The 25806-nt window shown below is 68.4% G+C and carries 23 protein-coding genes, 4 tRNA genes and 1 pseudogene; 21 read left to right on the top strand and 7 right to left on the bottom strand.

From position 1 onward, the window contains the following. The first annotated feature begins 1 nt into the window (after position 1). Positions 2-1276, top strand: a complete 1275-nt coding sequence (locus MT347_RS06880; protein WP_243499432.1) for an ammonium transporter — start codon at positions 2-4, stop codon at positions 1274-1276. Between the two features lie 71 nt (positions 1277-1347). Then, on the top strand, positions 1348-1893 hold the full coding sequence (locus MT347_RS06875; RefSeq protein WP_243499430.1) for a type II toxin-antitoxin system PemK/MazF family toxin: 546 nt from the start codon (positions 1348-1350) through the stop codon (positions 1891-1893). 275 nt (positions 1894-2168) lie between these two features. Here MT347_RS06875 and MT347_RS06870 read toward each other — a convergent pair whose 3' ends face one another. Then, positions 2169-2894, bottom strand: coding sequence for an Ltp family lipoprotein (locus MT347_RS06870; protein ID WP_243499428.1), 726 nt, complete (start codon positions 2892-2894; stop codon positions 2169-2171). A 230-nt stretch (positions 2895-3124) separates the two neighbouring features. Beyond that, positions 3125-3197, bottom strand: a tRNA-Val gene (locus MT347_RS06865). Positions 3198-3349: 152 nt separating this feature from the next. On the opposite strand from MT347_RS06865, the gene MT347_RS06860 reads away from it, so the two are divergent. The 6 genes from MT347_RS06860 (at position 3350) to MT347_RS06835 (ending at position 6229) form a co-directional block, all read left to right on the top strand. Further along, positions 3350-3422, top strand: a tRNA-Gly gene (locus MT347_RS06860). 65 nt (positions 3423-3487) lie between these two features. Beyond that, positions 3488-3558 (top strand) — tRNA-Cys (locus tag MT347_RS06855). 27 nt (positions 3559-3585) lie between these two features. After that, positions 3586-3657, top strand: a tRNA-Val gene (locus MT347_RS06850). Positions 3658-4815: 1158 nt separating this feature from the next. Beyond that, a complete protein-coding gene (locus tag MT347_RS06845) occupies positions 4816-5229 on the top strand; it encodes a PPOX class F420-dependent oxidoreductase (protein WP_243499426.1) in 414 nt (137 codons plus the stop codon). A 152-nt stretch (positions 5230-5381) separates the two neighbouring features. Further along, positions 5382-5798: an ATP-dependent DNA ligase gene (locus MT347_RS06840; RefSeq protein WP_308194216.1), complete on the top strand. Its 417-nt coding sequence runs from the start codon at positions 5382-5384 to the stop codon at positions 5796-5798. 38 nt (positions 5799-5836) lie between these two features. Beyond that, positions 5837-6229: a TIGR03618 family F420-dependent PPOX class oxidoreductase gene (locus MT347_RS06835; RefSeq protein ID WP_243499424.1), complete on the top strand. Its 393-nt coding sequence runs from the start codon at positions 5837-5839 to the stop codon at positions 6227-6229. A 93-nt stretch (positions 6230-6322) separates the two neighbouring features. Here MT347_RS06835 and MT347_RS06830 read toward each other — a convergent pair whose 3' ends face one another. Next, entirely contained in the window at positions 6323-7474 is a 1152-nt protein-coding gene (locus MT347_RS06830; protein WP_243499422.1) for an SLC13 family permease, read from the bottom strand. A gap of 82 nt (positions 7475-7556) precedes the next feature. Here MT347_RS06830 and thrS point away from each other — a divergent pair, with 82 nt between their 5' ends. The 3 genes and pseudogenes from thrS to MT347_RS18545 form a co-directional block, all read left to right on the top strand. Then, positions 7557-9542, top strand: a complete 1986-nt coding sequence (thrS, locus tag MT347_RS06825; RefSeq protein ID WP_243499419.1) for a threonine--tRNA ligase — start codon at positions 7557-7559, stop codon at positions 9540-9542. Positions 9543-9664: 122 nt separating this feature from the next. Beyond that, positions 9665-10189, top strand: a complete 525-nt coding sequence (locus tag MT347_RS06820) for an HIT domain-containing protein (protein WP_243499779.1) — start codon at positions 9665-9667, stop codon at positions 10187-10189. Positions 10190-10450: 261 nt separating this feature from the next. After that, positions 10451-10693 (top strand): annotated as a pseudogene (locus MT347_RS18545) (RICIN domain-containing protein); the annotation flags it as partial. 56 nt (positions 10694-10749) lie between these two features. On the opposite strand, the gene pdxY reads toward MT347_RS18545, so the two are convergent. Then, positions 10750-11604 carry a pyridoxal kinase PdxY gene (gene pdxY, locus MT347_RS06815; RefSeq protein WP_243499417.1) on the bottom strand — a complete coding sequence of 285 codons (855 nt, stop codon included), beginning with the start codon at positions 11602-11604 and terminating at the stop codon, positions 10750-10752. After that, positions 11601-12941 carry an aminotransferase class I/II-fold pyridoxal phosphate-dependent enzyme gene (locus tag MT347_RS06810; protein WP_243499415.1) on the bottom strand — a complete coding sequence of 447 codons (1341 nt, stop codon included), beginning with the start codon at positions 12939-12941 and terminating at the stop codon, positions 11601-11603. Before MT347_RS06810 ends, pdxY begins: the two co-directional genes overlap by 4 nt. 118 nt (positions 12942-13059) lie before the next feature. Between MT347_RS06810 and pdxS the strand changes: the two genes are divergently transcribed. The 10 genes from pdxS (at position 13060) to MT347_RS06760 (ending at position 23271) form a co-directional block, all read left to right on the top strand. Beyond that, positions 13060-13944, top strand: a complete 885-nt coding sequence (pdxS, locus tag MT347_RS06805; protein WP_243499413.1) for a pyridoxal 5'-phosphate synthase lyase subunit PdxS — start codon at positions 13060-13062, stop codon at positions 13942-13944. Continuing rightward, a complete protein-coding gene (pdxT, locus tag MT347_RS06800; protein ID WP_243499411.1) occupies positions 13934-14554 on the top strand; it encodes a pyridoxal 5'-phosphate synthase glutaminase subunit PdxT in 621 nt (206 codons plus the stop codon). Before pdxS ends, pdxT begins: the two co-directional genes overlap by 11 nt. Positions 14555-14564: 10 nt before the next feature. Next, a complete protein-coding gene (locus MT347_RS06795) occupies positions 14565-15323 on the top strand; it encodes a YebC/PmpR family DNA-binding transcriptional regulator (protein ID WP_243499409.1) in 759 nt (252 codons plus the stop codon). A 48-nt stretch (positions 15324-15371) separates the two neighbouring features. Then, positions 15372-15974, top strand: a complete 603-nt coding sequence (gene ruvC / locus MT347_RS06790) for a crossover junction endodeoxyribonuclease RuvC (protein WP_243499407.1) — start codon at positions 15372-15374, stop codon at positions 15972-15974. Positions 15975-15983: 9 nt separating this feature from the next. After that, positions 15984-16604: a Holliday junction branch migration protein RuvA gene (gene ruvA, locus MT347_RS06785; RefSeq protein WP_243499404.1), complete on the top strand. Its 621-nt coding sequence runs from the start codon at positions 15984-15986 to the stop codon at positions 16602-16604. Next, complete coding sequence (gene ruvB, locus MT347_RS06780) at positions 16597-17643, top strand: Holliday junction branch migration DNA helicase RuvB (protein WP_243499402.1); 1047 nt, start codon at positions 16597-16599, stop codon at positions 17641-17643. Before ruvA ends, ruvB begins: the two co-directional genes overlap by 8 nt. Positions 17644-17723: 80 nt before the next feature. Next, positions 17724-18164 carry a preprotein translocase subunit YajC gene (locus tag MT347_RS06775; RefSeq protein WP_243499400.1) on the top strand — a complete coding sequence of 147 codons (441 nt, stop codon included), beginning with the start codon at positions 17724-17726 and terminating at the stop codon, positions 18162-18164. A 45-nt stretch (positions 18165-18209) separates the two neighbouring features. Then, entirely contained in the window at positions 18210-19919 is a 1710-nt protein-coding gene (secD, locus tag MT347_RS06770) for a protein translocase subunit SecD (protein WP_243499398.1), read from the top strand. Then, entirely contained in the window at positions 19919-20905 is a 987-nt protein-coding gene (gene secF / locus MT347_RS06765; RefSeq protein ID WP_243499396.1) for a protein translocase subunit SecF, read from the top strand. The genes secD and secF overlap by 1 nt, the downstream gene beginning before the upstream one ends. A 116-nt stretch (positions 20906-21021) precedes the next feature. Further along, the gene (locus MT347_RS06760) at positions 21022-23271 is read left to right on the top strand and encodes a bifunctional (p)ppGpp synthetase/guanosine-3',5'-bis(diphosphate) 3'-pyrophosphohydrolase (RefSeq protein ID WP_243499394.1); all 2250 of its coding nucleotides are present in this window, start codon (positions 21022-21024) and stop codon (positions 23269-23271) included. A gap of 95 nt (positions 23272-23366) precedes the next feature. On the opposite strand, the gene MT347_RS06755 is transcribed toward MT347_RS06760, so the two are convergent. Together MT347_RS06755 and MT347_RS06750 are read right to left on the bottom strand one after the other, a co-directional pair. Further along, positions 23367-23933 carry a type IV toxin-antitoxin system AbiEi family antitoxin gene (locus tag MT347_RS06755; protein WP_243499392.1) on the bottom strand — a complete coding sequence of 189 codons (567 nt, stop codon included), beginning with the start codon at positions 23931-23933 and terminating at the stop codon, positions 23367-23369. Positions 23934-23997: 64 nt separating this feature from the next. Then, the gene (locus MT347_RS06750) at positions 23998-25758 is read right to left on the bottom strand and encodes a DUF349 domain-containing protein (RefSeq protein WP_374206512.1); all 1761 of its coding nucleotides are present in this window, start codon (positions 25756-25758) and stop codon (positions 23998-24000) included. Positions 25759-25806: the final 48 nt, after the last annotated feature.

The raw sequence follows: 25806 nt of genomic DNA, 5'->3' as shown, positions 1-25806 counted from the left end.
GATGGATCAAGGCAACACCGCATTCATCCTGATAGCAGCGGCACTCGTGCTGCTCATGACGCCAGGACTCGCATTCTTCTACGGCGGACTCGTCAAGGCCAAGAGCGTCATCAGCATGATGATGATGAGCTTCGGCGCCATGGGTCTCATGGGCGTGCTGTGGGTGCTCTACGGGTACTCCATCGCTTTCCCCACCACCGCTGAGGGCACCACGCAGGTGCCCTGGGCCATCGACTTCACCAACTTCAGCCTCGCCGGCGTGCTCGAAGCCCCCGAAGGCGCCGCGTACCCGCCGCTCGCATTCGTCGCCTTCCAGGCCACCTTCGCCATCATCACCGTCGCCCTGGTCTCGGGTGCCATCGCCGACCGCGCCAAGTTCGGCGCGTGGATGGTCTTCGCTGCCATCTGGGCAACGGTCGTCTATTTCCCGGTCGCCAGCTGGGTCTTCAACTTCGGCCTCGCCGACGACGGCTCGTTCGCCTACGGCGGATGGATCACCCACGGTCTGCAGGACGTGTTCGGAGTCGGTGCGATCGACTTCGCCGGTGGCACCGCGGTGCACATCAACGCCGGTGCCGCCGCTCTCGCTCTTGCCCTGGTGCTCGGCAAGCGGGTCGGCTTCCAGAAGGGCGCCCACGTCCCCCACAACCCGCCGTTCGTCCTCCTGGGTGCGGGTCTGCTGTGGTTCGGCTGGTTCGGCTTCAACGCCGGCTCCGAGCTCGCGGCCGACAACACGGCAGCCCTGGCCTTCGTCAACACGATCGCCGCTCCCGCCGCCGCCCTGCTCGCGTGGCTGATCGTCGAGAAGGTCAAGGACGGCAAGCCCACCTCGGTCGGTGCCGCCTCGGGTGCCGTCGCGGGTCTGGTCGCGATCACCCCCGCCTGCGCCTCGCTCACGCCGTTCTGGGCGATCGTGCTCGGACTCGTCGCCGGTGCGGTCTGCGCCCTGGCCATCGAGCTCAAGTTCAAGCTCGGCTTCGACGACTCGCTCGACGTGGTCGGCATCCACCTCGTCGGTGGTCTCATCGGAACGCTGTACCTGGGCTTCTTCGCCAACGGCTCCGGCCTGATCTACAGCGGCTCGCTGAACCAGCTGCTCGTGCAGGCCATCGCCGCCTTCACGGTCATGATCTACTCGTTCGTGCTCGCCTTCGTCATCGGCTTCGCGGTCGACAAGACGATCGGCTTCCGCGTCAAGAACGAGGACGAGATCGCCGGTATCGACACCGTCGTGCACGGGGAAGAGGGCTACGTGCTCTCCGACACCCGCGGCTGACCCGCTTCACCCCGGACGGGGCGTCACCGATTCGTCGGTGGCGCCCCGTTCTGCGTGTCTAGGGTGGCCGTATGGGAACCGCGTCTCGACTGATCTCCGCCGTTCTGGGCCTGCTCCGCCCCTCCACTCCGCCGCCGCGTCCGGCATCGGTGCGGCCGGCGTCAGCGCGGCCCGCACCGGGTCGGGCGTCCGACCGCCCGACTCCGGCACGGGGGACCGAAACGGTGGAGATCGACGCCCCGCGCCGTCTGACGGTGACGTACGCTCCGGAGCGCGACAACGCTCCCGACGGCGGCGAGATCGTCTGGACGTGGGTGCCCTACGAGGAGCGCGACGGCCGTGGCAAGGACCGCCCGGTGCTCGTGGTCGGCCGAGCGGATGCCACGCACTCCTACGCCGTACGCCTCACGAGCAAGCCGCATGACGGCGACCGGCAGTACCTCGCCCTCGGCACGGGGGAGTGGGATCCCCAGCGCCGACCTTCGTGGCTCGACATCGAGCAGCTCTACCTCGTGCACGACGCCGGCATGCGCCGCGAGGCGGCTGCCCTGGACCGCACGAGGTTCAACACCGTAGCTGCAGCGCTGGCGGCGCGGTACGGGTGGCAGCGGGGCTGAGAGGGGGCTGGACGCGGGTGTCCGCCGGGGACCATGAGACCCGGGATCGATCTCACTTCCCTCCAGTCCGAGTTGGCCACTCCGCACGGGAGCCGGGCGCGGGCTTACTACTGTTGACGGCCAACGCTGAGGGTTCAACGGCGCGGCCACACCCGATATCCCCGACCTCCGCGATCCGACCCGCGCAGGCCGCATGAGAGACACCCCGACGCCCGTCCCCTGGATGGGGTCGAGCGCCGGGGCGTTTCGTCGGCGTCGGCCGCGGGCGACGTGCGTCAGCCGAGGTTGTCGACGGCGTACTGCGCCTCTTCGGCAGTGAACTTACTCCCGTACTCGGAGACGAGCTGGTCGTAGATCGCTGCCGGGGACATCGACATGCTGTCCTGGAACGTCTTGGCGCTCTCGAGAGCGTTCGCGTTCCAGTCGGCCTTGACGTTGTCGACGGCGTACTGGGCAGCCTCGGGGGTGAACTGGCCGCCGTACTCAGACGTCAGCTGGTCGAAGACGCCGGCCTTGCTCATATGCATGATGCTCGAGTAGGTCTCGGCCTGCGCGAGCGCCGAGATGAACTCGGTCGGCACGGGGGGCTGGGCCGGTTCGGCAGGCGCGGATGCCTCGGCGGGCTCTGCCTCCGTGGTCTCGGCGGGCGCGGCGATCGAGCTCGGCGCGACGGGCGCGGCGCTGGCTGACTCGACCGCTTCGCTCACGGCCCCGGCGAGGCCGGCGACGGACGAGATCGAGACGACGATAGCGACGATCCATGCGACGACGCCGAGGGCGATGCCTGCCCATGCGAAGCCGCGGGTGCGGTTCTTCTGCACGAGACCGATGATGCCGAGGACGATCGCGGCGATGGCGGGCAGCCAGGCGATGAAGCTCAGCACGGGCACGATCGCGAAGACGAACGCGACCGCGCCGACGATCAGAGCGGAGAGACCAACAGGGCTCTTCTGCTTCGGCGCGGCCGGTGTGGTGGTTGCGGTGGGTGCGGGAATGGTCATGCGGGTGTCTCTCTGTCAGGTGCCCGCGTCCCCCAATTGGGCGGGCATCGGCTCACCATATCGGCCATTCACAGCCGAGTCATAGTCGCGCGCACGGGCGCCGATGGCGCGTCAGATTGCACGGCGCTTCGCCCGCGCTGCGCCGTGATCTGCTCCACGTTTGCTCCACGCGGGCGGTGCTGCCTTACGCCGGGAAACAGAAAACCCCCGACTGACCGGGGGTTTCTTTGTGGGCGATACCGGACTCGAACCGATGACCTCTTCCGTGTGAAGGAAGCGCGCTACCAACTGCGCCAATCGCCCGCGTCGCGTGCGGGACTCATCGATCGTACCGGATGCCGGAAGGTGCTTCCGACCACGCTGCCGAGACACTCCCGGGCCGCGTCTGGTTTTGCGAGCGCGCTCGCATCGGGTAATGTCTTACGAGTGCCCGGGGGAAACGCCGGGAACAAAATGCGGATGTAGCGCAGTTGGTAGCGCACAACCTTGCCAAGGTTGGGGTCGCGAGTTCGAGTCTCGTCATCCGCTCGAGTGGAGGGATCTCCGTCTGGGAAACCAGCGGGGTATCACGACACGTGGGTCGAACCACACACGGTGGCGTGGCCGAGCGGCTAGGCACCGGCCTGCAAAGCCGTTTACACGGGTTCGAATCCCGTCGCCACCTCAACTCACAAGAGAACAGCCTTTACAGGCGCGATTGGCGCAGCGGTAGCGCGCTTCCCTGACACGGAAGAGGTCACTGGTTCGATCCCAGTATCGCGCACCGAATGAAACCCCCGGCTCGCCGGGGGTTTTTTCGTACCCCGGGTTACGACACCGCTGACACCACATCGGGCTCGCGACACGTACCTACGACACGCACTTATGTCACCGCGAACACCACTTCGCGCTGACGACATCGCGCTCACGACACCGCGCTGACGACACCATGCTCACGACACTGTGCTCGCGACTTCGTGCTCACGACATCGAGATCGGGTGCGGGGTTTTTCGCGCTCTGCACGATGCATCGACGCTCGACCACGCGCCGACATCGACCCCGTGAGCGCTGCCGTCCGGCGGGCACGAGCCGCACAGAACGAGCGGAGTCGCCGATGGGCCGCCGATCACAAGCCTCGGCACGACACAGCTGTCGCGCCTGAACACTCACGAGCGTCGCGGAGACCAACCGACCTCGACCCGCGAAGATGTCGAGCGTGAGCGCTCAGGGCCACCGAGAATCGGCCTCCATGCGAGGATCACGTCAGTGCGGACCCTTACAGGCCGGCGAACCTCAGCCCGGCGGGGCGAACGGGCTGGAAGGCGGCCGCGCGCGGGGCCCGTCGGACGAATTCGTTCTCGACACTCGATCGCCGCGGCACGTGGCCTGCGGGAGAGTAGTCGCCCCCGCCGCCAGTAAGGGGGGCTGCGGAGTGCCTGGCGGCGGGGACAGATAAAAGGTAACCCATGTCCGCCAAATGGGGGACATGAAATCGCACATCTTGATCGGCTCTTGAGTCGATATTGAGGTTGATCGAGAGGTGCAGCCGCCGTCAGGCCACGCGGTCGGCGCGCGGCAACATCGTCGCCGGGAAATGGTGACTCCACCCACCATCCCGAGAACGAGTCGCGCGGCGAACGCTCGCGGCGGGCGACGGTCGGGGTGAAGAGCGAGGGCCGGATCCGGAACCGGGCCGGGCGCTCATGTCACCCCGCGCCGAGAAGATGATTGTCCCCGCCGCTGCTGGAACGGGTGCGGGGTCTACCGGGCGGCGGGGACACCTCGAAAGTAGGGCACGAACGGGCAGGATGCAGGCGGTTCTCCGAGCCTTGGGGAGTTCTTGCGTCTTCCTTGAGGTGGCGCGTGACGGCGCGACGACCACCGTGTCAAGCGACGGACACCGCCGACGTGGACGACGACCCTGCCCGTACCCTGAACGCCATGACTGTTCCCGACACCCTCTGGCGCGAGGTCGCGGCATCCCCGTTCGTCTCACTCGGAACGTACCGCCGAAACGGTGCCCTCGTCGCGGTGCCGGTCTGGATCGCGCGCGACGGCGACGACCTCGTCATCACCACCGAACGGGCGACGGGCAAGGTGAAACGATTGCGAAACGACCCGCGCGTGACACTGCGCCCGTGCAGCCGCATGGGCAAGGTCGAACCGGATGCGATAACGGTCGAGGCACTCGGACGAGTCGCCGCTTCCGCCGCCGACGACACGCGGGCCGGCGAAGCCCTCCGTGGCAAGTACGGCCTGCAGTACCGCGCCATCCTCGGGTTCGAGGCGTTCGTCCGTCGAGTGCAGCGCAAACCCGGCGACCGCGTCATCCTCCGCATCTCTCGCGCCGTCTGAGGAGCTGCGGGCGACGGCGACGCGAAAAGCACTATCCGGAAAACGACACGGGCGACGCGGGGGTTTGCGGGGGCAGCCGACGCGCGAGACAGTGCGAGAACGGAAGAAGCGGTCGCCGCTGACGTATTCCGCGTCCTACTTCTCGCCTGGAGATGCGCACAGCGGCGGTGACCGCCGGGGGCATCATGGGCAAGTTCATCTACGACGGCAACATCAAGATCGACTTCGAAGACCGCCTGCTCGCTCATCTGCAGGCGGTGATGATGGCGAAGGTCCGCCGGGGCGAGAGCTTTCCGTTCACGTGGAAAGACGACGTCAGCACCGGCGGCGGACGCACGACGGTCTACATCCATCCGAACGTCTCGCTCGTCTTCAAGTATCACGGCAGCCGGTCGCCTCAGCTGAGTCCTGCGTGGTTGCACGCCCTGACCTACAACGCGAACTCCGGCCGCGGACTGTACGTCATCCCGGAGCCCGACGACCTCGCTCCGCGCGAGAGCCAGCGGCGCGACGAGATGGTGTTCCGCGAGGTACCGAACGACCAGGCACCCGCCGCCTCGGCGCCCTGATCGGGGAATGCGTCGCCGCGCCCGCGGTTGGGTGAGGTATGAGCGATTGGACGCACGCCAAGCCCTACTTCGAGACGGATGCCATCGCGCACCTCGCGACGGTGATGCGCGACGGGTCCCCGCACTCGATTCCCCTGTGGGTCGGCGTCGAGGGAGACCGTCTCGCGATCTTCACCGAGGTGGACACTCTGAAGGACCGCAACATCCGCCGCGACCCGCGTGTGGCGATCTCGGTGACCGGTGCCGACAATGCCTACGCGATGGCCTTCGTCCGCGGAGAAGCGGTCGAGCGCATCGAGGGCGATGAGGCACTGCCGTACGTCGATCGCATCGCCGCCGTGTACACGGGCGCTCCGTACGAAATGCGCGAGGGTCTTGCAGTGTGGCTCATTGAGCCGCGGAAGGCCTGGGCCCGCGCGTACGAGGGCTGAGCGGCGGCCGTCGACGCCCGTGCGGTCGCCCTGTCGGAAGGACACTGAGCGCCCGACTCGCGGCGGTCTGCGCAGCCCCGGGCGGTCGCGCTGTCAGCGTGCCAGCGGCAGGATGCCCAGGAGCAGGATCAGCGGCGCGATCACGGCGCCGAGCACGATGAATCGGCTCCAGCGCACCTCGACCCCGGCGGCCACGAGGCGGTCATGCCACAGCAGCGTGGCCATCGACGCCCACGGGGTGACGATGGGGCCGGCGTTCACACCGACGAGCAATGCCGCGAGACGTGCAGGGGAGCCCGCCACTGACTCCAGCGCCAGATAGGCCGGAAGGTTGTTGATCCCGTTCGCCGCCAGAGCGCCCACCCCGGCGAGCTGCCACAGCGAGGCGAGATCGTCGCCCGTCCCGGCGAGCACCGACGTCACCTGCCCGATGCCCAGAGCCTCCAGCGCTCCCACGGCGAGGAACAGCCCACCCGCGAAGACCAGTAATGACCAGGGGACCAGACGGATGCCGAGAGCCCGCGGCGCCCGCCACGCGAAAGCCGCCACGAGCACCACCGCGGCACCGAGTGCCGGCATCCACGGTTCGAGACCGACCACGAGCAGGGGGAGGAGCGCGAGCGTCACCACGCCCGCGACCCGGAGGAGCAGACGATCGGAGACGGTGGGAGGGGCGGCATCCGGGTACGTCTTCGGGAGCCGTCGCAGGAAGACCAGCGTCAGCACCACGACCGAGACCGCGATCGCGATCAACGCCGAGGGACCCAGCAGGGCGAGGAACGCGATCGGGTCGTGCCCGCCGCCGAGGGCCTCGGATGCCAAGAGGTTGGTGAGATTCGACACCGGAAGCACGAGCGAGGCGGTGTTCGCCAACACCACCGTGACGAAGGCGAAGGGCAGCGGGTCGAGCTTCCGCGCCACGGCCATCGATATCACCACCGGCGTCAGCAGAACCGCGGTGGTGTCGAGCGAGAGGAACGCCGTCGCCGCCGTGGCCAGGGCCACGACGAGCACCCACAGCCAGACCGTGCGGCCTCGGGCGATCCGGGCGAGCCGCGCCGCGACGACGTCGAACAGCCCCGCCTTGGATGCCAGTTCGGCGACGACGGTGACGGCGACGACGAAGAGGAGGATCGGCCACACCCGGTCGGCGACGGCGAGGGCGTCGCCCGCGGGGAAGGCGCCGGTGAGCAGCGCGACGATCCCGAGGATCCAGAGCACGCCGCCGATGATGGCCAGAGTCACCGCTCCACTATGGGGCACGTCCGGTGCGGTCGAGACCATGCCCGCCCGGTAGCCTGGAATCGACCCCTTCAGGAGATGTGCTGTGACTGATTTCCCCGCCGATGGCTTCGCCCTCTTCCCCGACCGTTCGGTCGTCGCGCTGCGCGTGAACGGAGAGCTGAAAGACCTGGCCACGACCGTCACGGCCGATGACGCCGTCGAGCCGGTCACGATCGACAGCGCCGACGGTCTGTCGATCCTGCGACACTCGACCGCGCACGTGCTCGCCCAGGCCGTGCAGCGGGTCAAGCCCCAGTCCAATCTCGGTATCGGTCCGCCCGTCACCGACGGCTTCTACTACGACTTCCAGGTCGACGAGCCCTTCACCCCCGACGACCTCAAGGTCATCAAGAAGGAGATGGAGCGCATCGTCCGCGAGAACCAGCGGTTCGTGCGTCGCGTCGTCACCGACGACGAGGCTCGCGCCGAACTCGCCGACGAGCCGTTCAAGCTCGAGCTGATCGGACTCAAGGGCGGATCGGCCGAGGCCGCCGAGGGCGCGTCCGTCGAGGTGGGCGCCGGTGAGCTGACCATCTACGACAACGTCACCCGCGACGGCGAGACCGCGTGGAAAGACCTCTGCCGAGGACCGCACGTGCCCGGCACGCGTCTGATCGGTAACGGCTGGGACCTCACGCGTATCGCCGGCGCTTACTGGCGCGGCAGTGAGAAGAACCCGCAGCTGCAGCGCATCTACGGCACTGCGTGGCCGACGAAAGATGAGCTGCGCGCCTACCAGCACCGTTTGGAGGAGGCGGCGAAGCGCGACCACCGCAAGCTGGGCAAGGAGCTCGATCTCTTCTCGTTCCCCGACGAGATCGGCCCGGGTCTGTCGGTGTTCCACCCCAAGGGCGGGATCATCCGCTACGAGATCGAGCGCTACATGCGCGAGCGCCTGCTCGCCAGCGGCTACGAGGTCGTGAACACCCCGCACATCACCAAGGGCGACCTGTTCATGACGAGCGGGCACCTGCAGTGGTACGCCGACGGCATGTACCCCCCGATGGTGCTCGACGAGGTCGTGGATGCCGACGGGCACGTGTCGCGCGAGGGCCAGGAGTACTACCTGAAGCCCATGAACTGCCCCTTCCACAACCTGATCTTCCGCTCTCGCGGGCGCAGCTACCGCGAGCTGCCGCTGCGCCTCAGCGAGTTCGGGTCGGTCTACCGCTATGAGAAGAGCGGCACGCTCGCCGGTCTGACCCGCGTGCGCGGTATGACCCAGGACGACACCCACATCTACGTCACCGCCGAGCAGGTCAAGGGCGAGCTGACCCACAGCCTCGACTTCGTGCTGCAGACGCTGCGCGACTACGGCCTCAACGACTTCTATCTGGAGCTCTCCACGAAAGAAGAGGGCAACCCGAAGTTCATCGGCGACGACGCGCTGTGGACCGAGGCCACCGAGACGCTCCGCGAGGTCGCCGAGGCTTCCGGCCTCGAGCTCGTGCCCGACCCGGGTGGAGCGGCCTTCTACGGGCCGAAGATCTCGGTGCAGGCGCGCGACGCGATCGGCCGCACCTGGCAGATGTCGACGATCCAGCTCGACTTCAATCAGCCCGAGCGCTTCGAGCTCGAGTACACCGGCCCCGACGGCGAGAAGCACCGCCCCGTCATGATCCACCGCGCCCTGTTCGGCTCGGTCGAGCGCTTCTTCGCGATCCTGCTCGAGCACTACGCCGGCGCCTTCCCGGTGTGGCTCGCCCCGGTGCAGGTCGTGGCCGTGCCGGTCGCTGCCGAGTACGGCGACTATCTCGCCGACATCGTGCGCGACCTCAAGACCAAGGGGGTCCGCGCCGAGGCCGATCACAGCGACGACCGCATGCAGAAGAAGATCCGCACGCACACCACTCAGAAGGTGCCGCTCATGCTGATCGCCGGCGAGCAGGACCGCTCGAACGGGACCGTCTCGTTCCGCTTCCGCGACGGCACGCAGCTCAACGGCATCCCCGTCGCCGAGGCCGTCGCCCGCATCACCGGCGCGATCGCGGGCCGCACGCTCGTGAACACGGCCGAGGACCTGGCGTGACGACCGATCCGGATGCCGCCGTGTCGGACGGGCCCTCGACGGTCGGCACGGCGCCGACCGGGACGGTATCGGCCGACGGCGCACCCGGATCGGCGACGACCGACGCCGAGCTCGTGGATGCCATGACGCTGCCCGGCGTGCCCGACGAATTCCAGCGCCTCTGGACGCCACACCGCATGGCCTACATCTCGGCCGGTCGCGAGCCGATGGAGAAGAACTGCCCGTTCTGCGCGGCGCCGACCATGTCCGACGAGGACGGTCTGATCGTCGCGCGCGGCACGACGGCCTACGTCCTGCTCAACCTGTTCCCCTACAACTCCGGGCACCTCCTCGTCTGCCCGTACCGCCACATCGCCACGTACGACCAGGCGACGGACGAAGAGGTGGCCGAGATCGGCGCCTTGACGCAGCGCGGGATGCGAGTGCTGCGCGCGGTATCACGGTGCGACGGGTTCAACCTGGGCATGAACCAAGGGGCGATCGCCGGCGCCGGTGTCGACGCGCACCTGCACCAGCACATCGTCCCGCGGTGGGCGTCCGACGCGAACTTCTTCCCGATCATCGCCAAGACGAAAGCCCTGCCGCAGCTCCTGGGTGATGTGCGTCAGACGGTCGCCGAGGCATGGGACGCGCCGGAGCACGACTGACGTCCGCACCGTCCGAATCCACGCCGAGGCCTCGTCGTGCCCCGACCGAGCTGACACCGGCTGCGTCGCACTGTTCGGGGCACGCATCCGGGCGATGGGCGGGACGCACGCACGGACCCCGACGGTGGTCACCGGCGCCTCGGACCGGGCATGCGGGCGACCGCCCGCAGCCTCCCTGCGGGCAGTCCGACCGACGACCCGCGGTCGACGAGCGATCCCTGGCCCCCGTCCACGATCCGGCGTTGACAGCCTCGAACCGAACTGTGGGCGGTCACCGACCTCGGCAACGGCTACGCCGAGATCAAGAACAGATCCAGCAATCTCTGCCTCGACAACTTCACCTTCGCCACTGCGAGCGGCTCGGAAGTACGGCAGTGGACGTGCAACGGAATCGACGTGCAGCAGTGGCAGCTCACCGACGTCGGCGGCGGTTGGACCGAGATTCGCGACAAATGCAACAACCTCTGCCTGCAGAGCGCAGCATCGTCGGTCGACGGCGGTCTGCTGTCGCAGGTCACATGCAACGGGTCGAGCGTGCAGCGCTGGCGCCTGACGAGCGGTCAGCGCACCTGCCGCACCGAGAACTGCAGCCTCGGGTGCGCATACGCCTCCTGCGACTCGATGAGACGCAGCTCCCGCGAACCTGACTCGTACGTGTTGGTCAACAGGTCGAAGACACTGGATGCCGTACGCGCGAGCGCGTCGGCCGCGTCACCGCCGCTGCGGCGGTAGTGGGCGGTGAACAGCGCCGCGGTCACGTCGCCCGAACCGTTGGCCTTCATCGGAATGAGCGGGGTCTGCACGATCCAGGCACCGTTGTCGTCGACGACCATCATCTCGATCGTGTCGGCCTCGCGGTCGGGGCGCTCGACGCTGGTGACGAGGATCGTCCGAGGGCCTCGGTCGCGCAACGCGTCGGCCGAGTCGAGCGTCGAGTCGATGCTGCCGGGCTCGGTGCCGGTGAGGAAGCCCAGCTCGAACTGGTTGGGGGTCAGGATGTCGGCCACGGGCACCACGCGCTCGCGCAGCAGCTCGGGGATGGCGGGGGCCACGAAGCAGCCCGACTTGGCGTTGCCCATGACGGGGTCGCAGGCGTACACGGCATCCGGGTTCGCCTTCTTCACCCGCGCGACGGTGTCGATGATGACGTCGGCGATGCCCTCGCCGCCCTGATACCCCGAGAGCACCACGTCGATCTGGGGGAACACCCCGCGGTCTTCGATACCGGAGATGACGGCCGCCACATCGTCGGGGGAGATGAGCGGACCCCGCCACGCGCCATACCCGGTGTGATTGGAGAAGTTGACCGTGTAGACCGGCAGGACCTCGACGCCGATGCGCTGCAGGGGGAAGACGGCGGCGGAATTGCCGACGTGCCCGTACGCGACGGCGGACTGGATCGAGAGAACCTTCATGCCTCGATCCTTCCACCTCGCGCGCTCGGGCGACGCGCCCCCGCGGCGACGGCGATGTCGTCGGCGAGGGCTGCGGCCGACGATTCGTCGAGATCGTGCACGGTGAGTCGCAGGAACGCCCCCGCGTGATCGGGGGAGAGGAAGAACGGGTCGCCCTCGCGCGCCAACCAGCCCCGCCGCATGAGTTCCTCGCGCACGGTCGCTGCCGGCACCGGGAGCGGCACCCACAGGTTGAGCCCGTCCCCGGAGGTGGTCGGTAGACCCCGTTCGGTGAGGGCCCGTGCGAACGCGGCATTGCGGGCGGCGTAGTGCTCGGCAGCGCGCTCGATGTCGGCGCGGACGCCGTCGTCGGTCATCAGCGCGAGGGTCAGCCGCTGCAGGATGTGGCTCACCCAGGTGGTGCCCGGGGTGAGGCGCACCGCAAGACCGTCGGCCGTGTCGGCATCGGATGCCGTGACGGCCAGGCAGGTGTCGGGTCCGAGGAACTTCGACATCGACCGGATGCGCGCCCATCGACGCTGTGCGGAACCGATCACCGAGTGGAGCGGTGCACGCGAGAGGAGCGAGAAGTGGTCGTCTTCGATGACGAGGACGTACGGGTGGTCGGCCAGAACCGCGCGCAGGCTCGCGGCGCGCTCACCGCTGAGACTCGCACCGGTGGGGTTGTGCGCGCGGGGCGTGCAGATCACGGCGCGAACTCCCGCCTCCAGCGCGGCCCGAAGCCCGACGACGGTCATGCCCTCGGCATCCACCTCGACGGGGACGGCCCGGTAGCCGCCCGTGCGCACCGTGTGCAAGGCCGAGAGGAAGCAGGGATCCTCCAGGGCGACGGCGTCGTCGCGCTGCAGCGCCTGCGCGAGGAGTCGCTCGATCGCGTCGCTCGCGCCACTGGTGACGGTGATGCGCACGTCGTCGTGGGGGAGCTGATCCATCATCCACGCACGAGACCAGGCTTCGAGGCCCGGGTCGATAACCGGCTCCCCGTACAGGACGGGCCGGGTCGAGCGGGCGAGGGCGGCGGTGGGGTCCGGGATGCGGGCGGGGTCGGGGTTGCCCGAGCCGACGTCGCGCAACACCGTGTCGGGGGCGTAGCCCTCTTGCGCGACCGCGGTGCGGTCGGCCACGCGTGTTCCGCCGCGCCCACGAGCCTCGACGAGACCCGCCTGCGCGAGCTGTCGGTAGGCGGCGACGACGGTGTTGCGGTTGACTCCGAGGTCGACGGCCACGGCGCGGACCGAGGGCAGCAATGTGCCCGGGACGAGCTCGCCGCGTTCGATGCGCGTGCGGAGGTCAGCGGCGATCCCGGATGCCGAACTGCCGGTCAGATCGATGCTCATGCGCCCCCTCGACTCGCTCCCGATCCTATGTCCTCGGCCATGCTACGGTTTGGCCTAAGCCAATAGCGCGCACCCCGACGCGCGAAACTCGCGCTGTCCCGCGCGGAACGGAGTGGACATGACCGACACCGGAACCTCCCGCGTCAAGCGCGGTCTCGCCGAGATGCTCAAGGGCGGCGTGATCATGGACGTCGTCACCGCCGAGCAGGCCCGGATCGCCGAGGACGCAGGCGCCGTCGCTGTGATGGCACTCGAGCGGGTACCCGCCGACATCCGCGCCCAGGGTGGCGTCGCGCGCATGAGCGACCCCGACCTCATCGACGACATCATCGCTTCCGTGTCGATCCCGGTGATGGCCAAGGCCCGCATCGGCCACTTCGTCGAGGCGCAGATCCTGCAGGAGCTCGGCGTCGACTACATCGACGAGTCCGAGGTGCTGTCGCCCGCCGATTACGTCAACCACATCGACAAGTACGACTTCACGGTGCCCTTCGTCTGCGGCGCGACGAACCTCGGCGAGGCGCTCCGCCGCATCACCGAGGGCGCAGCCATGATCCGTTCGAAGGGTGAGGCCGGCACGGGCGACGTCTCCGAGGCGACCAAGCACATCCGCACCATCCGCGGAGAGATCAACGCCCTGCGCGCCAAGAGCAAAGACGAGCTGTACGTCGCGGCGAAAGAACTGCAGGCTCCGTACGATCTCGTCGCCGAGATCGCCGAGACCGGAAAGCTCCCCGTCGTGCTGTTCACCGCCGGGGGAGTGGCCACCCCGGCCGACGCCGCCCTGATGATGCAGCTCGGCGCCGACGGCGTGTTCGTGGGCTCCGGCATCTTCAAATCGGGCAACCCCGCCCAGCGCGCCGCAGCCATCGTGAAAGCCACGACCTTCCACGACGATCCGAAGATCGTCGCCGAGGCCTCTCGCGGACTCGGCGAGGCGATGGTGGGCATCAACGTCGCCGACCTCGCCGCGCCGCACCGCCTGGCCGAGCGTGGCTGGTAACAGTCTCCGAGTCGGCGTTCTCGCCCTCCAGGGCGACGTGCGCGAGCACCTCGCGGTACTGACTTCCCTCGGCGCTGACGCACGCCCCGTGCGTCGGCCCGAGGAACTCGCCGACGTGGAGGGACTCGTGCTCCCCGGCGGCGAGTCCAGCGTCATCGACAAGCTGGCGCGCGCCTTCGACCTGTTCGACCCGATCCGCGGCGCGATCGCCGACGGGATGCCGATGTACGGCACGTGCGCCGGGCTCATCCTGCTGGCCGATCGCATCGACGGCGCGATCACGGGTCAGCGGACCTTCGGCGGAATCGACGCGCGGGTCGCGCGCAACGTGTTCGGAAGCCAGACCGCCTCGTTCGAGACAGACCTCGATGTTCCCGCGCTGGGGTCGCCGCCGGTGCACGCCGTGTTCATCCGCGCCCCCGCCGTGATCGAGTGGGGACCGGATGCCGAGCCCTTGGCATCCCTTCCCGACGGCCGCGTCGTCGCGATCGAGCAGGGGGCGTTGCTCGGCACGGCCTTCCATCCCGAATCGACGGGGGAGACCCGGTTCCACCAGCGCTTCCTCGACCACGTCGACGCCAGACGCGGCGTCGGCGCCTCCGCGCTCTAGACTGGAACTCATGTCCGGACACTCCAAATGGGCCACGACCAAGCACAAGAAGGCGGTCATCGACTCCCGCCGGGCCAAGTCGTGGGCCAAGCTGATCAAGAACATCGAGGTCGCCGCGAAGCTCGGTGGAGCCGACCTCCAGGGCAACCCGACGCTGTTCGATGCGGTCCTCAAGGCCAAGAAGACCTCGGTCCCCAAAGACAACATCGACCGTGCCATCAAGCGCGGTGCGGGTATCGGTGGCGAAGCCGTCGAGTACGCGTCGATCATGTACGAGGGCTACGGACCCAACGGCGTGGCATTTCTCATCGAGTGCCTGACCGACAACAAGAACCGCGCCGCGGCCGAGGTGCGCACCGCCCTCAGCCGTAACGGCGGCACCCTTGCCGACCCGGGCAGCGTCGCCTACAACTTCAGCCGCAAGGGCGTCATCGTCGTTCCCTCCGAAGGCACCAGTGAGGACGACGTCATGCTGGCCGTTCTCGAAGCCGGCGCCGAAGAGGTCGAGCCCCACGGCGAGGGCTTCGGTGTCATCACCGAGGCCTCCGATCTCGTGTCGGTGCGCAGCGCCCTGCAGGACGCCGGGATCGAGTACGACTCCGCCGACGTGGAATTCGTCCCCTCGCTGAAGGTGGAGGTCGACGCCGACACCGCCCGTAAGGTCTTCCGTCTCATCGACGCGCTCGAAGACAGCGACGACGTGCAGAACGTCTACACGAACTTCGACCTCACCGCCGAGGTGCAGGCCGAGCTCGAGAACGACGAGTAAGGGCGCGCCCTCACTCCGGCTACGGCCCCTGCGCTTAGCGTGGGGGCCGTGTCTCGTTCCCTCCGCGTCCTCGGCATCGACCCCGGCCTCACCCGCTGCGGCGTGGGCGTCGTCGACGTCTTGCCGAATCGCACGGCCACGCTCGTGCACGTGGGCGTCGTCCGATCGGCGACGACCGATCCGATCGAGAGACGCCTCGCGACCATTGCGGCCGGCATCCGCTCCGTTCTGGCGGAGCACGATCCCGGGGTGGTCGCCGTCGAGCGCGTGTTCGCGCAGAACAACCGACACTCGGTCATGGGAACAGCGCAGGCGAGCGGTATCGCCCTGCTGCTCGCCGCCGAGTACGGCATTCCCGCGGCCACCCACACGCCCAGCGAGGTGAAGGCCGCGATCACGGGCTACGGCTCGGCCGACAAACTGCAGGTGCAGACCATGGTCGCGCGCGTACTGCGACTGGACGAACTCCCGCAACCCGCGGATGCCGCTGACGCCCTCGCCATCGCGCTCTGCCACGCCTGGCGCGGGGGAGCGGCCGCCCCCTCGGGGGAATCCGCGCTGACCCCGGCCCAGCGCGCGTGGAGGGATGCCGAGAAGCGACGTTCTCCACAGCCCCGTGTCGCTCGAACACATGTACGAACGGACGCGTAAACTGTCGGCATGATCTCCTCGCTGCACGGGACGGCCGCCCACGTCGCCGACGACTCGCTCGTGGTCGTGGTGGGTGGCGTCGGCTTCTCCGTCGCCGTCACCGCGCAGCTCGCCCGCACCGTGCACGTCGGGTCCGAGGTGCACCTGCACACCAATCTCATCGTGCGCGAAGACGCCCTCTCGCTCTACGGCTTCGAAACCCGCGAAGAATTGACGGTCTTCGCCCACCTCATCAGCGTGACCGGCGTCGGGCCCAAGTCCGCGCTCGGCGTCCTGTCATCCCTCACCGTCCCGCAGATCGCGCAGGCCGTGGCCGACGACGACGACGCACCGTTCCGTCGCGTGTCGGGCATCGGCCCCAAGACCGCGAAGCTCATCGTCGTCCAGCTCGCCGGCAAGCTCGCGGTTGTTCCAGCGACCACGACGACCGCCGTCGCCGCACACGGCCACGTGCCGTCGCAGGTGACCCAGGCGTTGATCGGACTCGGCTGGAACGAGCGCACCGCGGCGGAGGCCGTGGCATCCGTCGCCGAGAGCGCCTCGGACGGTGATCGCGCATCGGTGCAGGCCCTGCTCCGCCTGACGCTCGCGCTGCTCGGACCCGCACGCAAGGAGACCGTGGGTGGCTGACGTCCGTGACGCCGACACCCCCGACGACGAGATCGAACTCGCCATCGAGGGAGCCCTCCGGCCGACCTCCCTCGCCGAGTTCGTCGGCCAGCACAAGGTGCGCGGGCAACTGCAACTGCTGCTCGATGCCGCGCGCATCCAGCAGCGCTCACCCGACCACATCCTGCTGTCCGGCCCGCCGGGTCTGGGCAAGACGACGCTCGCGATGATCGTCGCCCACGAGAGTGGGCGTCCCTTGCGCCTCTCCAGCGGTCCGGCCATTCAGCACGCGGGAGACCTGGCCGCTCTGCTGTCGTCTCTCACGCCCGGCGAAGTGCTCTTCATCGATGAGATCCATCGCATGGCGCGGTCGGCCGAAGAGATGCTGTACCTCGCGATGGAGGACTTCCGCATCGACATCATGGTCGGCAAGGGGGCCGGCGCCACGAGCATCCCCCTCGACCTCGCGCCGTTCACCCTGGTCGGCGCCACCACGCGCGCCGGGCTGCTGCCCAACCCCCTGCGCGATCGCTTCGGCTTCACCGCCCACCTGGAGTACTACGAGCCTGACGAGCTGGAGTTGGTGGTGTCGCGCTCGGCAGCCATGCTCGATGTCGGCCTCCCGGGCACGGCACGTACCGAGATCGCTCGCCGCTCCCGCGGCACCCCCCGCATCGCCAACCGCCTCCTGCGCCGCGTGCGCGACTACCTGGTCGTGTACGGCCCCTCGGCGGGCACCGACGACGGGCAGGCCGACGTGCGCACGGTCGGCGCGGCTCTCGACCTCTACGACGTGGATGCCATCGGCCTCGACCGGCTGGACCGTGCGGTGCTCGAGGCTCTCGTGCGCCGATTCCGCGGGGGACCGACGGGACTCAGCACCCTCGCCGTCGCCGTGGGCGAAGAGCCGGAGACCATCGAATCCGTCGTGGAGCCCTACCTCGTGCGGATCGGTTTCATGGGCCGCACGCCTCGCGGCCGCGTTGCGACACCCGAGGCCTACGATCACCTCGGCGCGCCCCACCCCGACGGCCTGCTCCGGTTCAGCCAGGGCGTATGACCTATACTCGGCGAGGGATTCCCCGACCCTCGCTAGGCAGTGCCGCACGGCGCGCCTGATTTGAAAGGTGCACCGCCTCCATGGAAAGCTTCCCCCTTCTGATTCTGCTGGCCGGTCTGCTCGTCTTCATGTTCGTGAGCTCGCGGCGCCGGATGAAGAAGCAGAAGGCCGAACAGGAGAAGAAGGCCCGCGAAACCGTTCCCGGCGCCGAGGTGCTGCTGCAGGGCGGTCTCTACGGCACGATCGTCGAGTACGACGGAGAAGACCTCGACAAGCCGGCGCTGGTCGAGATCGCTCCCGGGATTGTCATCAAGGTGCACAGCCAGGCGGTGCTGCGCATCGTCGACCCCATCGAGGGAGCCGTCACCGAAGACGAGTTCATCGAGGCCGAGGAGTCCGAGGCCGAGTACGTCGGCGGGGTCGCCGATGGCGAGATCACCTCGATCAGCGACGACGATCGCGCCGCCCGTCGGAGCACCGCTGACGCGGACCGCGACGACAAGGACCGCCCCGCGGTCTGATCCCCCTCTCCCTTTTCGTTCACCGCCGCACAGAAAGCCGACTCCGTGGCGCCCTCGACTCCTGTCCGTCATGCCTGGCGCGTGTTGACCGGATTGCTCGCCATCACCGGCGTGCTCTTCGGCATCAACGCGCTGGGCGTGCACGTCTTCCAAGCCAGTTCCTGGACCCCCGATCTCGCCCTGGACCTCCAGGGTGGAACACAGATCATCCTGCAGGCCCAGACCACCGACGGCGCCGCCCCTGACAGCGAGCAGCTGCGGCAGGCCGTCACCATCATCCGCCAACGCGTCGACGCCTCGGGTGTGGGTGAAACCGATGTCGCCACCGAGGGCGGTCGCAACATCGTCGTTCAGATCCCCGGTCAGGCCGATGAGGCGACGCGCGAGCGCATCCAGAGCTCCGCCCAGCTGCAGCTGCGTCCCGTGCTCTTCACCGGCGCGCAAGGGACCTCGTTCGTGGGCGCCGATGGCACCTCCACGCCGTACCCGACGCCCGATCCCGCGCTGCCGTCGACACCGACCGCCGCTCCGACCGACGCCAGCGACCCCGCGTACATCACACCTGCCCTGCAGGCGGAGTTCCTCGCCTACGACTGCGACAACCCGCCGTCGAATCCCTCGGAGGCCCCGGCCGACCAGCCCATGATCACGTGCGGGATCGACGACGGCGGGAAGTACATCCTCGGGCCCGTCGAACTCAACGGCACCGACATCAGCGATGCCACCAACGGTCAGGAACAGAACACCGGCCGCTGGGCCGTGAATCTGGTCTTCAACGACCAGGGCACCCGGACGTTCGGTGAGATCAGCCAGCGGCTCGTCGCGCTGCAGCCGCCGCTCAACCAGTTCGCCTTCGTCCTCGACGGCTCCGTTCTGTCGGCCCCGGTCATGCAGGGGACCATTCTCGACGGTCGGCCCAGCATCACCGGCAGCTTCACCCAGGAGTCGTCCAAGGCCCTCGCCGATCAGCTGAAGTACGGCGCCCTGCCGCTGAGCTTCACGGTCGTCAGCTCCGACACCGTCTCGGCAACCCTCGGCTCGCAGCAGCTGCAGATCGGCTTCATCGCCGGCCTCATCGGCCTCGGTCTCGTCGCGATCTACTCGCTGATCGTCTATCGCGCACTCGGAACCGTGATCATCGCCTCCCTCGGCGTGATGGCGGTGCTGACCTACGTGGCATTGTGCATCCTCGCCTGGCGTGCCGGCTTCCGTCTCTCCCTCGCCGGCGTCGCGGGTCTGATCGTGACCATCGGCTTCACCGCCGACTCGTTCATCGTGTACTTCGAACGCATCAGAGACGAGTTGCGCGACGGTAAGTCGATCACCGCGGCGGTCGAGGACGGCTGGGCCCGTGCGAAGCGCACGATCTACATCTCGAAGTCGATCAACATCCTCGCCGCCGTCGTGCTGTACATCCTCGCGGATGCCACCGTGAAGGGCTTCGCGTTCACGCTCGGTATCACCACCGCGATCGACATCCTGATCTTCATCCTGTTCACCCACCCGGTGATGCAGTTGCTGGCCCGCACGCGGTTCTTCGGCTCCGGCCACCCGCTCTCCGGGATGGACCCTCACGCCCTCGGCGCCGTCTACCGCGGTCGCGCGGAGTTCCGTGCCCCGGTCGCCGACGCCGCCCGCGCCAAGCGGTCGCGCGGTGAGGCCCAGCGACGCCAGACCATCGCGGAACGCAAGCAGGCGGAGCTCGCTGCCGCCGGCCGAGGCGATAGCCGCTCGACGAAGGAGGGAGACGACTGATGCGCTCCATGACGCAACTCGGCAACGACCTCTACTCCGGGAAGACGTCCTTCCCGTTCGTCCAGCGCCGTCGCCTCTGGTTCATCATCGCGGCCGTCCTGGTCATCGGCGCGGCTCTCGTGCCCCTGTTCCGACCGGTGCAGTTCTCCATCGAGTTCACCGGTGGTGCACAGTTCACCGTGTCGAACCCGGCATTGCTCGATCAGGCTCTCGCGACCGATGCCGTGACGTCCGTCGTGCCCGGAACGACCACGCGCGTCTCGACGATCAACGACCAGGCCGTGCGCGTGCAGACGGACCAGCTCGACAACGACGAGACGCAGGCCGTGTCGGCCGCCCTGGCCACCGCGTACGACGTGCCCGCAGCCGAGATCACGAACTCGTTCATCGGCCCGACCTGGGGTGAGGACGTCACGCGTCAGTCGCTGTGGGGTCTGTCCATCTTCCTGGCGCTGACGTTCCTCATCCTGGCGCTGTACTTCCGCACCTGGAAGATGTCGGTCGCGGCCATCATCGGACTGGTCGACGTGCTCGTCATCACGATCGGCGTGTACGCCGTGTTCGGATTCGAGATCTCGCCGGCCGCCGTCATCGGCTTCTTGACGATCCTCTCCTATGCGCTCTACGACACCACCGTCGTGTTCGACAAGGTGCGAGAGAACACCAGAGAAGACGGCGAGATCTCCGGTCGAACGTTCGCCGAATCGGTCAACCTCGCCGCCAACCAGACGTTGATCCGCTCGATCAACACCACCGTGGTCGCGATCCTGCCCGTCGGTGCGATCCTCTTCATCGGTGTCCCGCTCGGTGCGCGCACGCTCAGCGACATCTCGCTGTCGATCTTCGTCGGCACGATCGTCGCGGCGTACTCGACGCTGTTCGTCGCGGTCCCGATGTACGCACTGCTCCGCGAGAAAGAGAAGCCGGTCGCTCAGCGCGATTCGCGTGTCCTCGTTGCTCGCGAAAAGGCGGGTGTCCCGGTCTGAGACCGGACCTCAGCCCCCGCACGGCTGCGACAGCACCGGTGAGGCCCCGACCTGAGGTCGGGGCCTCACCTCGTCGGAGCGTAGACTTGATCGACTGGCCGTAGGGAGAGGTGTCGATGACCGAGACCGCGTCCTCTGCGCCGCCGCCGTCCTCGTTGCGACGGCTCGTGCCGCGCATCTTCTCGCGCGCCGCCCGCCGCGACGACGTCGACAAGCTCTTGCGCACCGTGCGCACGCACCATCCCAAGGGCGACCTGGCGATCGTCGAGCGTGCCTACGCCGTCGCCGACAAGGCGCACGACGGGCAGAAGCGGCAGAGCGGTGAGCCGTACATCACCCATCCGCTCGCCGTCGCACAGATCCTGGCCGAGCTCGGGCTCGGGCCGAAGGCCATCGCCGCGGCCTTACTGCACGACACGGTGGAAGACACGGGCTACCCCCTCGACGAGCTCGCCGCCGACTTCGGCGACGAGGTGGCCATGCTGGTCGACGGCGTGACCAAACTCGACAAGGTCAAGTACGGCGACAGCGCGCAGGCCGAGACCGTCCGCAAGATGATCGTCGCGATGTCGAAAGACATCCGCGTGCTGCTCATCAAGCTTGCCGACCGCCTCCACAACGCACGCACCTGGGGCTTCGTACCCCCGCACAAGGCGGCGAAGAAGGCCACCGAAACGCTCGAGATCTACGCGCCCCTCGCGCACCGGCTCGGCATCCAGGCGATCAAGAGCGAGCTCGAGGATCTCTCGTTCGCCGTCATGCATCCCAAGCTCTACGCCGAGATCGAAAGCCTCGTCCGTCAGCGCACCCCTCAGCGCGAGCAATACGTCCAGAACGTGATCGACGCCGTCGATGCCGACCTGCGCGAGCTTCGTGTGCGCGGCCGGGTCATGGGCCGACCGAAGCAGCTGTACTCCGTGTACCAGAAGATGGTCGTGCGGGGCCGTGAGTTCGACGACATCTACGACCTCATCGGCATCCGTATCCTCGTGGGTACCGTGCGCGACTGCTACGCGGTGCTGGGCGCGATCCACGCCCGATGGACCCCGCTGCCCGGGCGCTTCAAGGACTACATCGCCACGCCCAAGTTCAATCTGTACCAGTCGCTTCACACGACGGTGATCGGTCCGGGCGGTCGCACGGTCGAGATTCAGATCCGCACGCACGAGATGCATCAGCAGGCCGAGTTCGGTGTGGCCGCTCACTGGAAGTACAAGGAGCGGATGGCCGGCGGCAAGACGGATGCGAAGTCCGTCGACGCCGACATGGCCTGGATCGCCCACATCTCCGACTGGCAGGCCGAGACGGCCGACCCGGGGGAGTTCCTCGACTCGCTCCGCTTCGAGATCGGCGCCAAAGAGGTCTACGTCTTCACGCCGAAGGGACGCGTCGTGGGTCTGCCCACCGGTGCCACTCCCGTCGACTTCGCCTACGCCGTGCACACCGAAATCGGTCACCGCACCATGGGTGCGAAGGTCAACGGACGCCTTGTGCCGCTCGAATCCGCGCTCCAGAGCGGCGACGTGGTCGAGGTGTTCACGTCGAAGAACCCCGACGCCGGGCCCAGCCAGGACTGGCTCGGCTTCGTCAAGAGCACCCGTGCGCGCAACAAGATCCGTGGGTGGTTCACCAAGGAGCGCCGCGAAGAGGCGATCGAGCAGGGCAAGGACTCCATCGCCCGCGCCATGCGTCGGCAGAACCTGCCGCTGCAGCGGCTGATGAGCCAGGACTCCTTCACCGAGGTCGCGCGCCTGTTCCACTACGAAGACGTCTCGGCGTTGTACGCCGCCGTCGGCGAGGGACACGTCTCGACGCAGTCCGTGATCGAGAAGGTCACCGCCCTCGTCAGCGTCGAGGAGACGAACACCGGGCCCATCGACATCCCCGTCGGACGCAGCCGTGCCCCGCGCGGCGGAGATTCGGGCGTGCTCGTTCGCGGTGCCCCCGACATCCTCGTGAAGCTCGCGAAGTGCTGCACGCCGGTCCCCGGCGACGAGATCGTCGGCTTCGTGACGCGCGGAAGCGGCGTGTCGGTGCACCGCGGCGACTGCACCAACGTCAAATCCCTGAAAGAGGAGCCTGACCGTCTGATCGACGTCGAGTGGGCCCCCACCACGAAGAGCGTCTTCCTGGTTCAGATCCAGGTCGAGGCACTCGATCGCTCGGGTCTGCTCAGCGACGTCACGCGCGTCCTCAGTGAGCACCACGTCAACATCCTGTCGGCCACGGTGTCGACGACGAATGATCGGCTGGCCCTCAGCAAATTCGTGTTCGAGATGGGCGACACCGTGCACCTCGACCGGGTGCTCAACGCCGTCCGCCGCATCGACGCGGTCTACGACGTGTACCGCGTCACGTCGTCTTGATCGGGTTGCCGAGCTTCGTGGCATTGCTTCGAGCAGGGCGAAGGTCGACAGGGCTGCGTGTCTCGTCTCACGTCATCCGCTGACCGGCGCACCGATCACGACTGGCGCGACATCTCTGACTCCCGCGAATCTGTCGCCCCGCTCAAGAGCGTCGCCGCGCGTCGGACGTACGGGAACCTCGGATGCCGCGAGATCCAGGCCTCGGCAGACGTCCGCACATGGGGGTCCACGCCGGCCCAGGTGCGTGCGAGGTGGGCGTCGATGTCGTCGTCGGACCGGGCCAGGTCGACGAGCGTGCGCTCCGGGGAACTCACGGAGACACCGCCGATCGTCTGAACATCGTCGGCGGCCAGTCGGACATCGTGGTAGACGATGCGGGCGTCGAAGCGTGCCCGCACGCGTGTCGCACCGGCCCTCTGCACGTGGTGGGCCGTGGGCTCCTCCTCACGCGCACCGTGTATCCAGGCAGCACTGCTGCGGACGGCCGCCCACCGCTCTCCGAGGAGCGGCTGCAGACTGCGGGCGCGCATCCAGGGCGTCTCAGCGGCATCGGCGGGCATGTAGCCGGCTCCGAGAGGGACGAGCAGACCGTCGAGGCACGCGGCGGACAGTTCGGCGAGCGAAAGACGTTCGTCGGCGAAGAACAGGAAGGGCGACACCATCCCGCCAGTGTGGCGGGGTGATGTCGCCCGTGACGCCCGGAGCGTCGATCCTGTGGAGAACCGATCAGCCGCCGAGGGCGCGCAGCCAGGTGCGGCGTGCCTCGAGGGCATCTTTCGCCTGGGCGGCGGCGCGCTTGTCGCCGCGTGCTTCGGCCTCGGCGACTTCGGCCTCGAGCTTGTCGATCGCGTCGGTGAGCTGGCGCGTCATGTCGTTGGCGCGCGCCTTCTGCTCGGGGTCGTTGCGCTTCCAGTCGGCATCTTCGCGCGTGCGCACGCTCTGCTCGATCTTGCGCAGTTCGTCGTCGAGCGCCCGCTCCTTGTCGCGAGGGAAGATGCGCCCGATCTCGTCCCATCGACGTTGGATTGCCGTGAGCTTCTGACGCGCGGTGGCGATGTTCTTCTCGTCGACGATCGGCGCAGCCTCCTCGAGGAGCGCCCGCCTCTGCTCGATCTTCTCTTTGGATGCCTCGTTCTCCGCGGACTCGCGCTCGATGCGCGCGCCGTAGAGGGCGTCGCCGGCGGCCTTGAAGCGCGCCCAGAGCGCGTCATCGATCTTGCGGCCGGCACGTCCTGACGCCTTCCAGGCGTCGAGAAGGTCGCGGTACGCGCCGATGCCGTCCTCGCCGCGCGGGGCGAGGGCCTCGGCGCGTTCGACGAGACGCGTCTTCGCCTCGCGAGCGGACTTGTGCGTCTCATCGAGCGACGAGAAGAACTCTCGCCGGTGACGGTCGACCGTCGCCCGCGCGTCACGGAAGCGTCGCCACAGCTGCTGAGCGGTCGACTTCGACAAGCGCGGACCGTTCTGCTGGTGCGCCTGCCACCGGTCGAACAGAGCGGCCATGTCGGCGGTCATCTGCTTCCACTGCACGCTCTGCGGGTCGCGCGCAGCGAGAGCCTCGGCCTCTTCGACGATGGCGGTGCGCTCACGCACGGCTTCTTCGGTGGCCTGCTTGGCCGCGACGGCCTCGGTCTCGCTCGCCTCGGCGAGTTCGGCGGTGAGAGCATCGACGCGTTCGATGAGGGCGGCGAGGTCACCGACGGCGGCGGCCCCGTCCAGCTTCGCGCGAAGGGACGTGGCCGTAGAGCGCAGATCGGATGCCGACGCGCCACCTCGGCGGTGACGGGTCTCGACGAGCGTGACCTCGCCGGCCAGGTCGGAGAACTTGCGCTGGTAGTAGGCGAGCGCCTCGGCGGGCGTGCCGTCGGGGTACTGCCCGACCTCACGCCACTCGTCGCCCTCGCGGACCGAGACCGTGCCGTCGTCATCGACGCGGCCCCACGGCTGGGTCGAGGTCTTCGACGCGGTCGCACCGGGGGGCGGCCCGGGGAGTCGCGGTCCGGGGCGGGCCGCCGGCTGTGCGGGGACGGCCGGCTCGGCCGCCGCGGCGTCCGCGGCGTCCGCGGCGGGCTCGGCGTCCGCGGCGGGCTCTGCGGTCGCCGCAGACTCGGTGTCGACGGCGGGCTCTTCGGCCGCGGCGTCCACTTCAGCCTCTTCGTCGGCGGCGGGCGCGACAAGTGATTCGGCCTCGGCCTCGGCTGAGGACTCAAGGGCGACGGAGTCGGCCGCACCGTCCACATCGGCCGAGGACTGGGTGTCGGCGAAGTCTTCAGCCCCGTCGGTGACGGGCTCACCCTCTTCGGCCGGCTCGGCCGCGATGACGGCGTCGGACGCGGCATCCGTGGTCTCGCCTTCGCCGGCGACGGAAGCAGTTTCGTCGTCGGCCGTGGTGGAGACGTCGGCCTCGGTCGTGGGGGGAACGTCGACCTCGGCGTCGATCGCGGCGTCGCGCGGGTCGGAGGTCTCGGGAGTGGGAGCGGAAGACACGGATAGCACCTCATCGCGGCAGAGCCGCCTGGGGGAGAAGGACCCTCC

It is taken from the genome of Microbacterium sp. VKM Ac-2923, assembly GCF_022815605.1.
Taxonomy (GTDB): domain Bacteria; phylum Actinomycetota; class Actinomycetes; order Actinomycetales; family Microbacteriaceae; genus Microbacterium.
Note: the sequence above shows the minus strand (reverse complement) of the source record. Positions and strands in the feature narration are given on the sequence as shown.

Coding starts and splice junctions, on each gene's coding strand:
- MT347_RS06880 (WP_243499432.1), top strand. CDS start 2: ATGGATCAAGGCAACACCGCATTCATCCTGATAGCAGCGGCACTCGTG.
- MT347_RS06875 (WP_243499430.1), top strand. CDS start 1,348: ATGGGAACCGCGTCTCGACTGATCTCCGCCGTTCTGGGCCTGCTCCGC.
- MT347_RS06870 (WP_243499428.1), bottom strand. CDS start 2,894: ATGACCATTCCCGCACCCACCGCAACCACCACACCGGCCGCGCCGAAG.
- MT347_RS06845 (WP_243499426.1), top strand. CDS start 4,816: ATGACTGTTCCCGACACCCTCTGGCGCGAGGTCGCGGCATCCCCGTTC.
- MT347_RS06840 (WP_308194216.1), top strand. CDS start 5,382: ATGCGCACAGCGGCGGTGACCGCCGGGGGCATCATGGGCAAGTTCATC.
- MT347_RS06835 (WP_243499424.1), top strand. CDS start 5,837: ATGAGCGATTGGACGCACGCCAAGCCCTACTTCGAGACGGATGCCATC.
- MT347_RS06820 (WP_243499779.1), top strand. CDS start 9,665: ATGACGCTGCCCGGCGTGCCCGACGAATTCCAGCGCCTCTGGACGCCA.
- pdxY (WP_243499417.1), bottom strand. CDS start 11,604: ATGAAGGTTCTCTCGATCCAGTCCGCCGTCGCGTACGGGCACGTCGGC.
- MT347_RS06810 (WP_243499415.1), bottom strand. CDS start 12,941: ATGAGCATCGATCTGACCGGCAGTTCGGCATCCGGGATCGCCGCTGAC.
- pdxS (WP_243499413.1), top strand. CDS start 13,060: ATGACCGACACCGGAACCTCCCGCGTCAAGCGCGGTCTCGCCGAGATG.
- MT347_RS06795 (WP_243499409.1), top strand. CDS start 14,565: ATGTCCGGACACTCCAAATGGGCCACGACCAAGCACAAGAAGGCGGTC.
- ruvA (WP_243499404.1), top strand. CDS start 15,984: ATGATCTCCTCGCTGCACGGGACGGCCGCCCACGTCGCCGACGACTCG.
- MT347_RS06775 (WP_243499400.1), top strand. CDS start 17,724: ATGGAAAGCTTCCCCCTTCTGATTCTGCTGGCCGGTCTGCTCGTCTTC.
- secF (WP_243499396.1), top strand. CDS start 19,919: ATGCGCTCCATGACGCAACTCGGCAACGACCTCTACTCCGGGAAGACG.
- MT347_RS06760 (WP_243499394.1), top strand. CDS start 21,022: ATGACCGAGACCGCGTCCTCTGCGCCGCCGCCGTCCTCGTTGCGACGG.
- MT347_RS06755 (WP_243499392.1), bottom strand. CDS start 23,933: ATGGTGTCGCCCTTCCTGTTCTTCGCCGACGAACGTCTTTCGCTCGCC.